The 14913-nt window shown below is 63.7% G+C and carries 10 protein-coding genes; 4 read left to right on the top strand and 6 right to left on the bottom strand.

What is annotated here, in order from left to right; translation table 11 throughout:
- Positions 1-118 precede the first annotated feature (118 nt).
- Together VFO93_RS04700 and VFO93_RS04695 are read right to left on the bottom strand one after the other, a co-directional pair.
- Positions 119-2884 (bottom strand): pitrilysin family protein, encoded by a 2766-nt coding sequence (locus VFO93_RS04700; RefSeq protein ID WP_325133169.1) that lies wholly within the window; start codon positions 2882-2884, stop codon positions 119-121.
- 191 nt (positions 2885-3075) lie between these two features.
- On the bottom strand, positions 3076-3366 hold the full coding sequence (locus VFO93_RS04695) for a cytochrome c (protein WP_325133168.1): 291 nt from the start codon (positions 3364-3366) through the stop codon (positions 3076-3078).
- A 187-nt stretch (positions 3367-3553) separates the two neighbouring features.
- Here VFO93_RS04695 and VFO93_RS04690 point away from each other — a divergent pair, with 187 nt between their 5' ends.
- Positions 3554-4681, top strand: a complete 1128-nt coding sequence (locus tag VFO93_RS04690; protein WP_325133167.1) for a glycosyltransferase family 4 protein — start codon at positions 3554-3556, stop codon at positions 4679-4681.
- Between the two features lie 156 nt (positions 4682-4837).
- Positions 4838-5386, top strand: a complete 549-nt coding sequence (rfbC, locus tag VFO93_RS04685; RefSeq protein ID WP_325133166.1) for a dTDP-4-dehydrorhamnose 3,5-epimerase — start codon at positions 4838-4840, stop codon at positions 5384-5386.
- Between the two features lie 100 nt (positions 5387-5486).
- On the opposite strand, the gene VFO93_RS04680 is transcribed toward rfbC, so the two are convergent.
- Positions 5487-6830: a UDP-N-acetylmuramoyl-tripeptide--D-alanyl-D-alanine ligase gene (locus VFO93_RS04680; RefSeq protein ID WP_325133165.1), complete on the bottom strand. Its 1344-nt coding sequence runs from the start codon at positions 6828-6830 to the stop codon at positions 5487-5489.
- A gap of 157 nt (positions 6831-6987) precedes the next feature.
- Here VFO93_RS04680 and VFO93_RS04675 point away from each other — a divergent pair, with 157 nt between their 5' ends.
- Positions 6988-9351, top strand: a complete 2364-nt coding sequence (locus VFO93_RS04675) for a T9SS type A sorting domain-containing protein (RefSeq protein ID WP_325133164.1) — start codon at positions 6988-6990, stop codon at positions 9349-9351.
- A 169-nt stretch (positions 9352-9520) separates the two neighbouring features.
- Here the strand turns inward: VFO93_RS04675 and VFO93_RS04670 are convergent, their stop codons facing one another.
- Together VFO93_RS04670 and VFO93_RS04665 are read right to left on the bottom strand one after the other, a co-directional pair.
- On the bottom strand, positions 9521-10309 hold the full coding sequence (locus VFO93_RS04670) for an amidohydrolase (protein ID WP_325133163.1): 789 nt from the start codon (positions 10307-10309) through the stop codon (positions 9521-9523).
- A gap of 104 nt (positions 10310-10413) precedes the next feature.
- Entirely contained in the window at positions 10414-11568 is a 1155-nt protein-coding gene (locus tag VFO93_RS04665; protein WP_325133162.1) for a methionine aminotransferase, read from the bottom strand.
- A gap of 140 nt (positions 11569-11708) precedes the next feature.
- On the opposite strand from VFO93_RS04665, the gene VFO93_RS04660 reads away from it, so the two are divergent.
- Entirely contained in the window at positions 11709-12134 is a 426-nt protein-coding gene (locus VFO93_RS04660; protein ID WP_325133161.1) for a hypothetical protein, read from the top strand.
- A gap of 78 nt (positions 12135-12212) precedes the next feature.
- Here VFO93_RS04660 and VFO93_RS04655 read toward each other — a convergent pair whose 3' ends face one another.
- Positions 12213-14894 carry a hypothetical protein gene (locus VFO93_RS04655; protein WP_325133160.1) on the bottom strand — a complete coding sequence of 894 codons (2682 nt, stop codon included), beginning with the start codon at positions 14892-14894 and terminating at the stop codon, positions 12213-12215.
- Between the last annotated feature and the right edge of the window lie 19 nt (positions 14895-14913).

Below are 14913 nucleotides of genomic sequence, written 5' to 3'. Positions count from 1 at the left end.
ATGAGAGGATTTAGATTATTTCCCCCAAAATACGCGAGTCGGGAGACTCGCCCCACTGGTCGACCTGCCGTTACGCGCTGCGCGCTAAACGGCGGCCAGCGCCATTGCTATGCGGCTTTTACGGTGCCGTCGCCTTCGGCTTGGCGCTGCGCGAAAAGTCGCCGGCTTTCACGATGGTCAGCTTGTTATAATCGAGGTATTTGCGCACGGCGGCGTTTACCTGCTCGGGCGTGAGGGCGGCGATGCGGCGCTCCAGCTCGGCGTCGTAGGCGAAGGTGCGGCCCTCGGGCTTGGTGAGGTACTGCGCCCAGGTGCTGGCCACGTTGCGGTCGTCGGCGCGCTGCACCTGGAAGTTTTGGAGGGCGGCCGACTTGGCGGCTTTCAGCTCGTCGGCCGTTACGCCGTCTTTGGTAAAGCGCTCTACCTCTTCTTTATACGCCTGCTCGAGGCGGGCCGAGTTGTCGGGGTTGTAGATGGCGTAGGAGCCGAAGCCGCCCACTTCGTCGTTGTCGTCGGCGTACATGTACGAGCCTACGCCGTAGCTCACGCCCTCCTTTTGGCGGATGCGGGTGGCGAGGCGCGAGTTCAGGAAGCCGTCACCGAGGATGTAGTTGGCCATGTACAGCGCCGCGTAGTCGGGCGAGTCGTCGCGCATGGGATACTTCAACATCGTGACGAACATGGCGTTAGCCTTGTCGTTGGTTTGCAGGCTCTGGCTCTGGGCCGTGCCCGCGAAAATGCGCAGCGGCACGCGCGTGTAAGCCGTGCTGGCCTTCCAAGTGCCGAGCTGCTTGTCTACGCGCTGGCGCAGCGTGGCCTCGTCGAAGCTGCCCACCACGGCCAGCGTGGCGTTTTGCGCGCCGTAAAACTGCTTGTAGAAGGCGCGCACGTCTTCTACTTTCAGCGCCTTGATGGCCGCAATCTGGTCCTCAAAGGTGAGCGTGGCCATCGGGTGGCCCTTGGGGTAGGGCTCGCCGAGGCGGGTAGCCAGGTTGAAGGCCAGCGCCTGCGGGTCTTGCTTTTGGGTTTCGAGGCGGGCCAGGCGCTCCTGCTTCAATTTTTCAAACTCATCGGCCGGGAAGGTGGGGTTGCGCAGGCAGTCGAGCGCGATGTCCATGACGCTGTTCAGGTGCTCTTTATCAGTTTTGACACTCACGCTGGCCGTTTGCCCGCCGCCGTAGAAATACACCTGCGCCTTAGCCTTGTCGAAAGCGTCCTTAATCTGGGCGTAGGTGCGGGTTTTGGTGCCCCGGTCGAGCATGGAGGCCGTGAGCGAGGCCAGCATCGGCTTGTTGCTCAGGGTAGCTTCCGAGCCGTAACGCAGCTTGATTTCGGCGTTCACGGCGTTGCCGCGGTTTTGCTTTTGCAGCAGGGCGTACTTCAGGCCGTTCTTTTCGGTGCCGAGCTTGGTGCGGGCGTCGATGTTGGCGGGCGAGGCGTCGAAGGCTTCGCCGGCCGCGATGGGCGCTTCGCCTTTGTAGCCGTTCACGAGCGCGGCCACGTCGGGGGCGGCGGGCACGATGCTGCGGTCGGGCTTGTTATCGGGCCGGAACTCGCCCACGGTGCGGTTGCTGGGCTTGAGGTAGGTAGTGGCCACGCGCTGCACGTCGGCGGCGGTCACCTTGCGCAGGTTATCGCGGTAGAGGTAGATGAGGCGCCAGTCGCCGGTGGCCATGTACTCGCTCAGGGTCAGCCCCAGCTCGTCGCTTTTCTGAAATAGCAGCTCAATGTCTTTCAGTAGCTTGGTTTTGGCGCGCTCCACTTCCTCGGCCGTAATGGGCTGCTTCGCAATCCCATCGAGCGTATTAGCCATTACCGTGCGGGCCGAGTCGAGCGAGCGCCCCAGCCGCACGTCGGCGTAGAAATAGGCAAAGCCGGGGTCGTGTAAGGTGGGCGTGAAGCCCCACTCGCTGGCGGCCTTTTTGGTTTCGACCAGCGCCTTGTAGAGGCGGCCTGAGGGCTGATTGGTGAGCACATCCACGAGCACGTCGGTGGCGGCGTAGTCGGGGTGCGCGCCGGCTACTACGTGGTAGGCCATGGCCAGGCCCTGGGTGTCGCCGGGGCGGCGCAGGGTCACGCTGCGCTCGCCGTCCTGGGTGGGCTCGGTGGTGTAGGTGGCGGCCAGCACGCGCGTGGGCTTTGCTATGGGCGCGAAGTACTGATTCACGAGCGCCAGCGTCTTGGCGGGGTCAAACTTGCCGGCCACCAGCAGCACGGCATTGTCAGGCTGGTAAAACTTCTGGTAGAAAGCCTTGAGGTTGTCAATCGGCACGCGCTCAATGTCTTCCTTCGAGCCGATGGTGCTTTTGCCGTAGTTGTGCCACAGGTAAGCGCCGTTCAGCACGCGGTCCATGAGCACGCGGCTGGGCGAGTTTTCGCCGCTCTCAAACTCGTTGCGCACCACGCTAAACTCGCTGTCCAAATCCTTCTTGGCAATGAAAGAATTGACCATGCGGTCGGCTTCGAGGTCGAGCGCCCACTTCAGATTTTCATCGGTAGCGGCGAAGGTTTCGAAGTAGTTGGTGCGGTCGTACCAGGTCGTGCCGTTGGGGCTCGCGCCGTGCTCGGTCAGCTCCTGCGGCACGTTGGGGTGCTTGGTTGAGCCCTTGAACACCATGTGCTCCAGCAGGTGGGCCATACCGCTTTCGCCGTAGCCCTCGTGCCGCGAGCCCACCAGGTAAGTGATATTAACGGTGGCCGTGGGCTTGCTTTGGTCGGGGAAGAGCAGCACCCGCAGCCCGTTGGGCAGCCGGTACTCGGTGATGCCCTCCACCGACGTCACCTGCGTGACGCCCGCCGGCAGCGGGGCAGCTTTTTGGGCCAGTAAGGGGTGGGCGGCCAAGCTCAGCGCCAGGCCGGCTCCGGCGAGCAATGCGTGTTTCATAGGGAGCAGAAAAAGGTGGTATAATGCCGCTAAGTAACTGCATTTTTTCTACTTAGCAATACCGCTATGCCTTAGATGAAACTCGCCGCCCACTGGTTGCCTGAGTTGTAACACCAAGCTCCAGCTTGGTGAGCCGTCGGCGAGTATCCAGGTGCCGGCTCGCCAACGATGCCCCAAGCTGGAGCTTGGTGTTACTTCAGCGTCAGCGAGTAGGCCACTACCTGCTGCACCTGGGCCGGCGTCAGCACCTTGCCGAAGGCCGGCATTTTGCCCATCCCGCTCGTTACCAGGTAGGTACGCCCGAAGGCATTGAGATTGCTCTTGGTGAGGTCGTGCGCGCCGTTGAGACCGAGGCGGCCGTCTTTGCCGTGGCAGCGCTGGCAGTTTTTCTGGTACAGGAGCTGGCCGGGCGTGGGCGGGGCCGCCTGGGCCGCGCCCGCCGCACTGACGAGCAACAACATAACTTTTTTATAATCCATCATAAGGCAAGGCAACGCAAAAACCTACCCGAAAGTAACCGCCCCGCCGCCGCTGGCCGCGCCCGCTCCGGTTTCGTGCCCGACCTTTGCGCCCGAAACAATGGGTGAATGAGTGAAGGAGTGAATGGGTGAATGCCCAGGCATTATTCATTCACCCATTCACTCCTTCACTCATTCACCCATTGCCCAAGTGCGCGTCGCTATTGTTATCAACACCTCCTGGAACATCTGGAACTTCCGGCGCGGGCTGGTAAAAGCACTACAAGCGGCTGGCCATGAGGTACTAGCCATCGCGCCGCCCGACGCCTACTCGGCGCGGCTCGAAAGCGAACTGGGCTGCCGCTACGTGCCCATCCGCATGGAGAATAAGGGCACCAATCCCTTGAAGGACGCGCAATTAACCCGCCGCTTTCTGGGCATCTACAAGCGCGAGCGGCCCGACGTGGTGCTGCATTTCACCATCAAGCCCAACATCTACGGCACGCTGGCCGCCAAGCTGGCGGGCGTGCCCAGCATCAACAACGTGAGCGGCCTGGGCACGGTGTTTCTCATCGAAAACCTGGTGAGCAAGGTGGCGCGCGGCCTCTACCGGCTGGCGTTCCGCTTTCCGCACAAGGTCTTTTTCCAGAACAACGACGACTGCGAGCTCTTCATCCGCTACGGCCTCATCCGGCCCGAGCGCACGGGGCTGGTACCCGGCTCGGGCGTCGATTTGCGACGTTTTCAGCCGCAGCCGGTGGATGAAAAGCCAGCTGGCCAGCCGTTTACCTTTCTCATGGTAGCGCGGGTGCTCTACGAGAAAGGCATCGTGGAATATTTTGAGGCGGCCCGGCAGGTGCGCGTCGCGCTGGGCGCTGGCAACGTGCGCCTGCAACTGCTGGGTAGTATCGACGAGGCGGGCGGCGTGGGCGTGCCGCGCGCCACCTTCGAGCAGTGGCTGCCCGAAGGCCAGGTGGAGTACCTGGGTACTTCCGACAACGTGGCCGCGCACCTGCACCGCGCCGACTGCGTGGTGCTGCCCAGCTACCGCGAGGGCACGCCCAAAACCCTGCTCGAAGCGGCCGCCTGCGGCAAGCCCCTCATTACCACCGACGTGCCCGGCTGCCGCGAAACCGTGCAGCACGGCCGCAACGGCTACCTCTGCCAGGTGCGCTCGGCCGACGACCTCGCCGCCAAGCTGCTGCAAGTGGCCCAGCTACCCGCCGAGCGCCTGGCCGCCATGGGTGCCGCCAGCCGCCAGCTCGCCGAAGAGAAATTCGACGAAAACCTGGTGCTGCGCGAGTACCTCAGCGCCGTGGCGGAGGCGGGGCGGCGTTGAGTTCTGAGTTCTGAGTTCTGAGTTCTGAGTTCTGAGTTCTGAGTTCTGAGTTCTGAGTTCTAAAGGCGTAATGGCTTATCTGAAATAGGTTACGCGTTTCTGGCAGAATTTGCCTGGCTTCCTTTATTAGACACAATATTTTACTAACTACTACTTATGCAAGTAATTACCCATCCTCTACCCGGCTTGCTAGAATTTCGGCCGCGCATTTTTGGCGACGACCGGGGAGCTTTTTTCGAGTCGTTCAGCGCCCGCACCATGGAAGGCCTGGGCCTGCCCCACCACGACTGGGTGCAGGACAACCAAAGCAGCTCGAAGGCGGGCACCGTACGCGGGCTGCACTTTCAGCGGCCGCCCCACGCCCAGGCCAAGCTGGTGCGCGTGGCCCAGGGCCGCGCCCTCGACGTGGTGGTGGACCTGCGCCGCGACTCGCCCACCTTCGGCCAGCACGCCAAGGTAGAGCTCACGGCCGCGCTCGGCAACGTCTTCTATGTGCCCGTAGGCTTCGCCCATGGCTTCGTGGCGCTGGAGGATAACACGCTGTTTCTCTACAAATGCTCGGACTACTACACCCCCGCCGCCGAGGGCGGCCTGCTGTGGAACGACCCCGCGCTGGGCATAGCCTGGAGCTTTGAGGGCGAGGCGCTGGTATCTCCCAAAGACCTGATTCTGCCCACGCTGGCCGAGCTAGAGAGCCCATTTTAGGTCATTTAACAGGTATCAATTAACGTTTAACAGCCGTTCGACGACCTTAAATCAGGGTCGCTGAACGGCTGTTAAATGTTAATTGCTAACTGTTAAATGACTACAGCAGCGGCAGCAGCGACTCCAGGCCCATGCCGCGCGAGCCTTTCAGCAGCACTAGCTGGCCGGCCAGCGGGTGGTGGGCCAGCCACTCGGCGGCCTCGGCTTTGGTGGTGAAGTAGCGCGCGGCGGGGTGCGCCTGGGCGGCGGCGTGCAACAGCGGGCCGACGAGCACGGCGCTATCGAGCTGTAGCTCGGCCAGCAGCTCGCCCAGGGCGCGGTGTTCGGCTTCGGCACTGTCGCCCAGTTCAAACATGTCGCCCAGGATAACTACTCGGCCCTGCCCGGCCGGGGCGGGGCGGGCCGCGAAGCTGCGCAGCGCGGCGGCCATGCTGCTAGGGTTGGCGTTGTAGGCGTCGAGGATGAGGTCGTTGCCGTAGTCGGTGTGCACTAGCTGCGAGCGGTTGTTCTGGGGGTTGTAGGCGGCGAGGGCGGCGGCGATGTTGGCGGTGGGCACGTCAAAAAACGCGCCCACGGCGGCGGCGGCGGCTAGGTTCGGGAAGTTGTAGTCGCCCGTGAGCTGGGCCGCTACCTCGGTGCCATCGCCCAGGCGCAGGTGCAGGGCGGGGTCGGCTTGCAGGAAGATGGTCGGGTAGGTGTCGGCCGGGCCGGGGTAGGTGGCCAGCCGCGGCGCGGGGCCCGCAGTGTTGGCCGCTACGGCAGCAGCGGCTACGGCTGGTATCCTGGCATCCAGCGAGTTGACGAACAGCGTGCCACCGTGCGCGGCCACGTAGTCGAAGAGCTCGCCCTTGCCTTTGGCAATGCCAGCCTCGCCGCCGAAGCCTTCGAGGTGCGCCTTGCCGATGTTGGTGATGAGGGCGTGCGTGGGCTCGGCCCACTGGCAGTAGGCCGCAATTTCGCCCTGGTGGTTGGCCCCCATCTCTATCACCGCGAAGTCGTGCGCCTCGGGCCGCAGGCGCAGCAAAGTCAACGGCACGCCGATGTGGTTATTGAGATTACCGATGGTAGCCAGCACGTTATACTTTTGCGCCAGCACCACGGTCAGCAATTCTTTGGTGGTGGTTTTGCCGTTTGAGCCGGTGATGGCCAGCACGGGGCCGGCGAACTGGCGGCGGTGCTCGCGGGCCAGGGCCTGGAGGGCGGCCAGCGGGTCGGGGGCGTAGGTGTAGCGGGCAGGGTCGTGGGCGGCCAGGGCCTCATCATCTACCACGGCGTGGCTGGCGCCTTTTTCGAGCGCGCCGGCGGCAAAATCGGCCCCGCGAAAGCTGGGGCCGTTGAGGGCAAAAAACAGCGTGCCGGGCTGGGGCTGGCGCGAATCGGTGCTGACCTGGCCCTGGGCGGCGAGGTAGCGGGCGTAGAGCGGCGAGGGCAGTGTCGGGGTCATGGTAGCCGCAAAGGTGGGGCGCGGCGGCAGACTTTTCGGCGGGTGGTTTTTCGTAGTTGGGTGTTTGGGTAGTAGCTTGCCGGCCCGGCCCGAACCTTCACCCGGCGCGGTGGGTTGTTGGTAATCAACACGAAGCCTTCGCTTTTCTTTCTCGCATATGATTTCTCGCTTACGCTACCTGCTTCCGCTGCTGGCCCTTCTGCTGGGCGCGGCCCGGCCCGGCCGGGCCCAAACTACCTCCTTCGGCTTCGAAACGGGCAGCGTGGCCAAAGTGGTGCAGGGCACCGATACGCTGGCATACGCCTGGGCCGGCGGCCTCAATGCCCCGCAGTTCAGCACCATCGACCTCAACTACGACGGGCAGCCCGACCTCTACGCCTTCGACCGCGTGACGCGGCGCAGCTACACCTTCCTGAACGTGGCGGCCGCTGCGGGCGGCCCCGGCCGGCGCTGGCAGCACGCGCCCCAGTACGAAAGCGCGTTTCCGCTGGATTTGGAAAGCTGGGTTTTGCTGCGCGACTACGACTGCGACGGCAAGATGGACATTTTTACCCACGCCACCGGCGGTAACGTGCGGGTGTTTCACAACGTGGGCTCGGCGGCGAATGGGCCAAAATTCGTGCTGGCTAAAGGCGAGCTTGACTTTGCCTACTCCCCTACTTTACAGCTCAACCTGAACACGGGCTACTACAACATGCCCGCCATTCAGGATATCAACGGCGACGGCCGCCTCGACATCATGAGCTACGACTACGTGGGCTCGACGGCGATGCAGGTTTTTCTGAACACGGGCACCGGCAGCTGCACCGACCTCAACGGCTGGACGCAAATCACTAATTACTGGGGGCTGGTGCAGGCCTGCGTCGATTGCCACTCGTACATCCCCAATGGCGTGGCGCAGTGCCAGCAGCTGCGGCCCACCGCCGCCGGCCGCCCTACCCACAGCCAGGGCCACAACGTGCTGCTGCTCGACCTGAACGGCGACGGCGTGCTCGACCTGATAGACGGGCGCGACAACTGCCCGCAGCTGACGCGCCTGCTCAACACGGGCACCAACACGGTAGCTACGTTCACCACGCCCAACATCAGCAGCAATTTTCCGCTGGCTACGCCGCTGGCTACGTTCTCGTTTCCGGCCCCGTATTCGTTTGATGCTGACTTTGATGGGGTAAACGACCTGGTGGTAGCACCCAACCAGGTCGACAACTTGGCCGACCGCCTGAGCATGCGCCGCTCGGTGCGGCAGTACCGCAATAGCAGTGCGGCGGGCGCGGCCCCCAGCTACACGCAGGTGTCGGATGGCTTTTTGCAAAACGACATGCTGGACGTGAGCGAGGGCGCGGCCCCCACCTTCGGCGACATCGACGGCGACGACCTGACCGATATGCTGGTGGGCTCGCAGGGCGACCTCGTGAACGGCTACTACCGCGCCAGTATCTACTACTACCGCAACGTGGGCACGGCCCGCCGCCCGGTGTTTCGCCTCGTCACCGACGACTACCTGGGCCTGGCTGCCACAGCCGCCCTCACGCCCACTGCTAAGTTTGAGAGCCTGCGCCCGCGCCTGGTCGATGTCAACCGCGACGGGGCGCTCGACCTTGTGTACTCGGTGTATACCAGCACTGGCGGGCAATTACGCTATATCCTGAACGCGGCGCAGCCGGGGCAACCCATGAGCTTTAGCCCGGCGCTGAGCGACTACTTCCGGCCGGCCGGCGGCACGGGGGCCATCGCGTCGGCCGCCGGCGATACGCCCTGCTTTTTCGACGTCGACAATGATGGCTACCTCGACCTGCTGCTGGGCACCAACGACATCAACGAGCCCGGCTCCAGCCTGCGCTACTACCGCAACCTGGGCACGGCCAGCACGGCCGTGAACAGCCAGTTTACGCTGGTCAACAATGACTACGGCCTGCTGCGCGACGACGCCGGCAACCGCCTGGCCAACCTGAGCCCCATGGTGGCTGACCTCGACAAAGACGGCAACCCTGACCTGCTAACGGTGGATGCCAGCGGCACGGTGCGCCTGTTTGCCGATGTGCGCAACCAGCGTGCGCCCTTCACGTCCCGCACCGATTTGCAGTACAATGCCCGCACCAACAGCTACGAGACCGTGCGCCTGGGCCAGGGCTTCACGCTGCGCTTCAGCCCCACTACCGCTGACCTCAACGGGGATGGCACGCCGGAGCTGTACATCGGCACCGACGGCGGCGGCATCGTGAGCTTCCTGCCCGGCACCCGCACCGTGCTGGCCACCCAGCCCGCCGCCGAGGCGGCCGCCGCGCTGGCCCTGAGCGTGTATCCCAACCCGGCAAGCCCCACGGCCAGCGTCACCATCGAAACGGCCCAGCCCACCAGCCTGCGCGTGCTCGACCTCACGGGCCGCCTCGTGCGCCAGGAGACAATGGCCCAGCGCCACCGCACGCTCAGCCTCAGTGGCCTGGCCGCCGGCCTCTACGTGGTGCAGGCCACTACCCCCGAGGGCACCGTGGCTACCAGCAAGCTGATGGTCAATGAGTAGGTTTTTGGATGAGTGGATGAGTGGATGAGTGGGCGTCCGTCATGCTGAGCGAAGCGAAGCATCTCTACCGCTTCTTCCAACTAGTTCAACGAAGCGAGAGAGATGCTTCACTTCACTCAGCATGACGGGCGTTTTTTCCATCCACTCATTCAAAAACTCACTCATTCACTCATTCTTTTATTTCAAACTCGTCGGCATCGAGTAGAGCCGAGAGGTGCTCGCGCAGCTCGCGCAGTGGATGGCGCATGATGCGGCGCGTGAGCACGGTGGGCAGGCTGCCGGCCTGCGCCAGGTGCTCGCCGCGCGGGTCGAGCAGCATCGAAAAGCCGCTGTACTCCGTGCCTTTGGCATCGAGCCCAATGCGGTTGACGCCGGCCACGTAGGCCAGGTTTTCGATGGCGCGGGCTTGCAGCAGCAGCTTCCAGGCGCTGATGCGGGCATCGGGCCAGCTGGCCACGTACAGCAGCAGGTCATAGGGCTCGTGGCGGCTGTTGCTGCTCCACACCGGAAAGCGCAGGTCGTAGCAAATGAGCGGCCGGATGCGCCAGCCGCGCCACTCTTCTACCAGGCGCTCGGTGCCGGGCGTAAATAGCTCGTGCTCGCCGCTCATCCGAAACAAGTGGCGCTTGTGGTAGCGGCTGTAGCTGCCATCGGGGCGCACCCACAGCAGGCAATTGTAGTAGCGGCCCGCATCGGCGAGCATAATGCTGCCCGTCACCACGGCATCGTAGCGGGCGGCCTGCTCGCGCAGCCAGGCCAGGGTAGGGCCCGCCAGCGGCTCGGCCTGCGTGGTATCCATGCTGAAGCCGGTGGTAAACATCTCAGGCAGCACGATGAGGTCGGTGAGGCCCGGCCCCACCACGATATCGAGCAGTAGTTGACTGAGCGCTTGGCGGTTGGCGGCCGGGTCGTGCCAGAGCAAGTCAGTTTGCACCAGCGAAATGGTAAAATCAGACATCAGGAAGGAAAATAGAGGAATTAGGATAGTCGTACTAGCCGCAAGTAGCACTGTATTCCGCAAACATCCGCGCCCGGCCTGCTCAATATTCACTTTTGCCCCGGCTAGCGCCGCAGCCGAGTTGCCGCCTGCGCCAGGGTAGCGGGCTCTTTGGCAAAGCAAAACCGCACCAGACCAGGGTCATAGCCATCGTGGTAAAATGCCGACACCGGCACCACGGCCACGCCCCACGCCCGCGCCAACTCGGTAGCGAAGACCACATCACTTTCTTGCGAATACGCCCGGTAGCCCGCCAGCTGAAAGTAGCCGCCCGGCACGGGCAGCAGCTCCCAGCCCGCACCCGCCAGCAAGGCCCGAAACTGGTCGCGCTTGGCCTGGTAAAACGCGGCCAGCCCACGCGCGTGGGCATCGGCGGGGTCGGCCAGCAGCACGTCGGCCAGGGCGTGCTGGGTGGGCGTGCTCACCGCAAAGGTCACGAACTGGTGCACCCGCCGCAGCTCGGTGCTGAGGGCCGGCGGGGCCAGGCAGTAGCCTACCTTCCAGCCGGTGGCGTGGTAGGTTTTGCCAAACGACGAGAGCACGAAGCTGCGCCCGCGCAAAGCCGGGTGCTGGCGCGCGCTGCGCGGCGCTACCCCGTCGAAAACCAGGTGCTCGTACACCTCATCGGACAGCACCAGCACGTCGGTGCCGTCGAGCAGATTGGCCAGCGCGTCCCAGCCCTCAGCCCCGAATACCGCCCCGCTGGGGTTGTGCGGCGTGTTCACGATGATGAGCCGGGTGCGCGGCGAAAAAGCCGCCCGCACGGCCGCCCAGTCGGGCCGAAAGCTAGGCGCGGGCAGGCGCACGTAGCGCGGCACGCCGCCTTGCAGGCGCACGGCCGGGCCGTAGAGGTCGTAGGCCGGCTCCAGGATAATAACCTCATCACCAGCGCGCACCACGGCGGCCAGCACGCCATACAGCGCCTCGGTGGCCCCGGCCGTGAGGGTAACTTCGGTGGCTGGGTCGGGCGCGGGGGCGTCGGGCTGGAGGCGCGCCACCTGCGCCGCAATGGCCTCGCGCAGGCGCGGCAGGCCGGGCATGGGCGCGTACTGGTGGCTGCCGGCGGCCAGGGCGTGGCGGGCCAGCGCCTCGCGCAAAGCCAGCGGCGGGTCGTAGTCCGGGAAGCCCTGGGCGAGGTTGAGCGCGCCGGTTTCCTGGGCCAGGGCCGTCATTTGGGCGAAGATGCTAACGCCCACGTCGGGCAGCTTGGAAATCAGCATATAGCAGAAAAAGAAAAACGTTTGGCCGGGCCCGGCCGTAGGGGCGAATACTACTCCGCTGATAACCCGGGAGGCCTCGGCCGGGTTTAGTACGGCCGGGGTTATTCGCTTCATCTTCTCAACTAACCGCCGCTGCTGCTATGCCGGTTATTTACCGCACTTCCTACTTGCTGCTGCACCACGACCCGGTCGGCAACACGCTCGAAACCGAGTGGCAGGATTTCGTCAATTCCGACCAGTTGCGCACGTCGCTGACCGAAGTGCTGCGGCTGGCCCGGCTGCACCGCATCCGGGGCTACGTGGCCAATAACACGCTGCTGCGCGCCATCCGGCCCGCCGACCAGGACTGGATAAATGAGCACTGGTTTCCGGAGTTTGCCAAGCTGGGCGTGCAGCGCCTGGCCATCATTATGTCGCAGGATGCCATGAACCGCATGGGCATTGCCAACATCATGCAGCGCGCCACGGCCCACGTGCCGTTTGACACCCAGCACTTTGCTGATGCCGATGCGGCCCGGCGCTGGGCGGCCGATGTGCCCGCTACGAGGCAGCCGGCCGCGCGCTAGCATTTTCCCGGCTCAAGCAAAAGGAGCTCCGGCCAACTGGCCGGAGCTCCTTTTGCTTCGAGCGTAGCACGCCCGATATTAGTGGTTTACTTGCAGGCGCGTTACCTGGCGGCCTTCCGGGCTGTCTACCACCAGCAGGTACACGCCCGTGGGCACGCCGTGCAGGGGCACGGTTAGTTTGTGCGTACCCGCTTCCAGCGGGCGGGGCTCCAGCGTCAGCCTGGGCACGCCCGACAGGTCTTGCAGGCTGATTTGCACCGGCCCGCCCTCGTGCAGCAGCAGCGCCAGCGTCACCTGGTCGCTGGCCGGGTTGGGCGTGGCCGTGTATAAGGTGCTGCGCTCCGTACTCGGCGTGGTGGGCGCTACCAGGAAGCTGCTTTGGCAGTTTTGGCCGCTCAGGCCCAGGCTGGGGTTGGTGCCCGTGTTGTAGCGGCCAAAAGTACGGGTAGCTGTGATGGTAGCTCCCGGCTCGACGCAGATGTACGCGCCGTTTTCCAGCGTCAGCGTGCCAGCGCCCTGAATGGTAGCTCCGGCATGTATCAGCAGCGTGCCGCCCGCCGCGACGACCAGTTGCGAGCGGGAATCAAGTTGAAAGACGCTGCCGCTGAACAGTTCCAGCAGCGTGCCGGCCCCGACCGTGAAGGTATTGCCCCGAGGGGCCAGCTGCACCGTGCCGGCCACCTGAAACGTGGTTTTATCGCCTTCCAGGCTTACGCTGGAGCCCGTGTCCAGCGGGCCGGCATTTTGGTAAAAGGTAGTGCCGGCCGGGCACAGCACGCGGGTGGGGTTGATAAAGTCGCCGGCCGCCGTGGGCAGGTGGCGGTTGGGGGTACCGCTTTTGTTGATGGTCAGGTTGGCCCCGCTCACGCCGACGCTGAGGCCGGGGGCCAGCACTAGGTCGCCCGTCCAGCGGGTATCGGTGTCTACCTGCGCGTCGTCGTAGCGCACGCGGATGGTGATGGCCCCCGTATTGCGGTTTCGGCTCAATAATTCTACGGACAGCCCGCTCACGGTGATGGGCGAGAGCTTACGGGTGGTGGGGTCGTAGTGCTGGTGCTCGAAAATGGGCACCGGCTGCGAGATACCCAGCTTCTGCCCGAAGTTGAAAGTGGTATGAGGACCAAGAGCACCATCCTCGAACGCGCCATTTACCACGAAGGAATACTGCTGCTCATTGCCGATAAGTGTCACGTTGCCCTGCGTGGGGTCGTAGGAGATAGTGTCGTTGTGATTCGCATCGAAGCGGTGCCGGGAAATCTGGCTTTCGCCGCCAAACGGGTTAGCTACCAGGTTGGTGAAGTTGTAGAGTGGGAGGCCGAAGAAGTGGTTGTTGTAAGTGCCAGTGGTAGCGGAGGGAGTATAATCGAAATTACCCTGCGCCGACAACACTTTCAAACCGTTTACACCCTTATCATCGAAATAATCCAGCGGCTGATTGCGGTCGGAAGAGGCATCTTCTATCATGGCCATAATCCCACGTGGTGAGGCCGGGAAGGGCTGCGCGGGCGTTTGCCCATCCAGCAGCATATCAATGCGATTATCAAATACACTCTTGCCCTGGTGGTTTTCGAGCCATAGGTACTGCCCCGAGTTAGGGAGCTTGATACGCATCATGTCGCCCGTCGTGACGTAGTCGCGCAGGGTGTAAACGCCACCCGTGGCGGCCAGCGAGTTAGCATCCTGAACGTCGGTAGCCACGCCGCTGGCCTGCAGCTCGGCCCAGCCGTTAAACCAGCGTTCCCAGGCATTGGCAGCGAAAAAGGTGCGATAATACCCCATCATACCCGGCCCTTCGGTGGCATTGAAGTGCTGGCCTACCACCCGGTTGGCCAGCAGGTAGTGCGGGCAGGAGTAGAAGGTGTGCGCAAACTCGTGGGCAAACAGCGGGGCCTGCACGCCAACCATGCCATCGGTATGCGTGAAGCCATTGGCAATCGTGTACAGTTTACCATCGGCCGACGCAATGTTGTCGGTGTACGGCACACCGGCCCAGCCGCCGGTGCCATATTTGGGGGTTGTGGTGAGCTGATACGCCTTCCCGGCATTGCGCCACACGATAATGGCGTAGTCTACTATCTGGTCGGTGCCGGGCAGGCTGTTATCGGTCTGGAAACCAGGCCGGCCAGCCCGGTTGTCGACCTGGCTGAAGTTGAAGCTGGCCGTCGCCGGGTCGTTTTTCAGGGCCTGCATCACCTGGTCGGTGTAGGCAAAGAAGCCGCTCGTCGTATCGATGGCTTCGGTGGCCGTCACGTTGATGCGCTTGGGGAAGACGGTAGCATACATCCGCAAAGGGCTGCTGCTGAACTGCGACATCTGGTAGTAGAAGTTGGAAAGCGTCTGGTCGGTGGCCGACGTGCTGAACTGCGAAGCGCTGGTGTAAAAACCACCGCCCGCGTTGGTTGGGAAAGAGGTATCGGGCACAGAGTGCGTTGCATCCGTTTGGGGCCAGGGACCGCTTGAAAATCCAGGAGCGCTTTGGTCGACATCATTCGTAAACCCTGCGTAGATGATGAGCACGCGCAACTCGCCGCGCGCCGTAATATCATAGCCGTAAGGGTTGTAGCCGGTGTTGCGGCCGGTCTGGGTTGGCCGGTGGGCCAGTGCGCCCGGCCGGTCAGCCGGCACCGGGTAGCAGTTAAACTCATCGGCGGGGTGGCTGGGGGTGGGCCAGCCCGCCTGGGCCTGGCCCTGCCGGGCGGCGCAAAGCGTGAAAAGCAGCGCGGCTACCAGGCCGCACCAAAAGGGACGCTGTTTTCTCATAGGAGAACGAAAAAAAGGT

Origin of the sequence: Hymenobacter sp. (assembly GCF_035709525.1) — a bacterium.
GTDB lineage: Bacteria > Bacteroidota > Bacteroidia > Cytophagales > Hymenobacteraceae > Hymenobacter.
The sequence above is the reverse complement of the archived record's forward strand: the minus strand, read 5'-3'. Positions and strand labels throughout refer to the sequence as shown.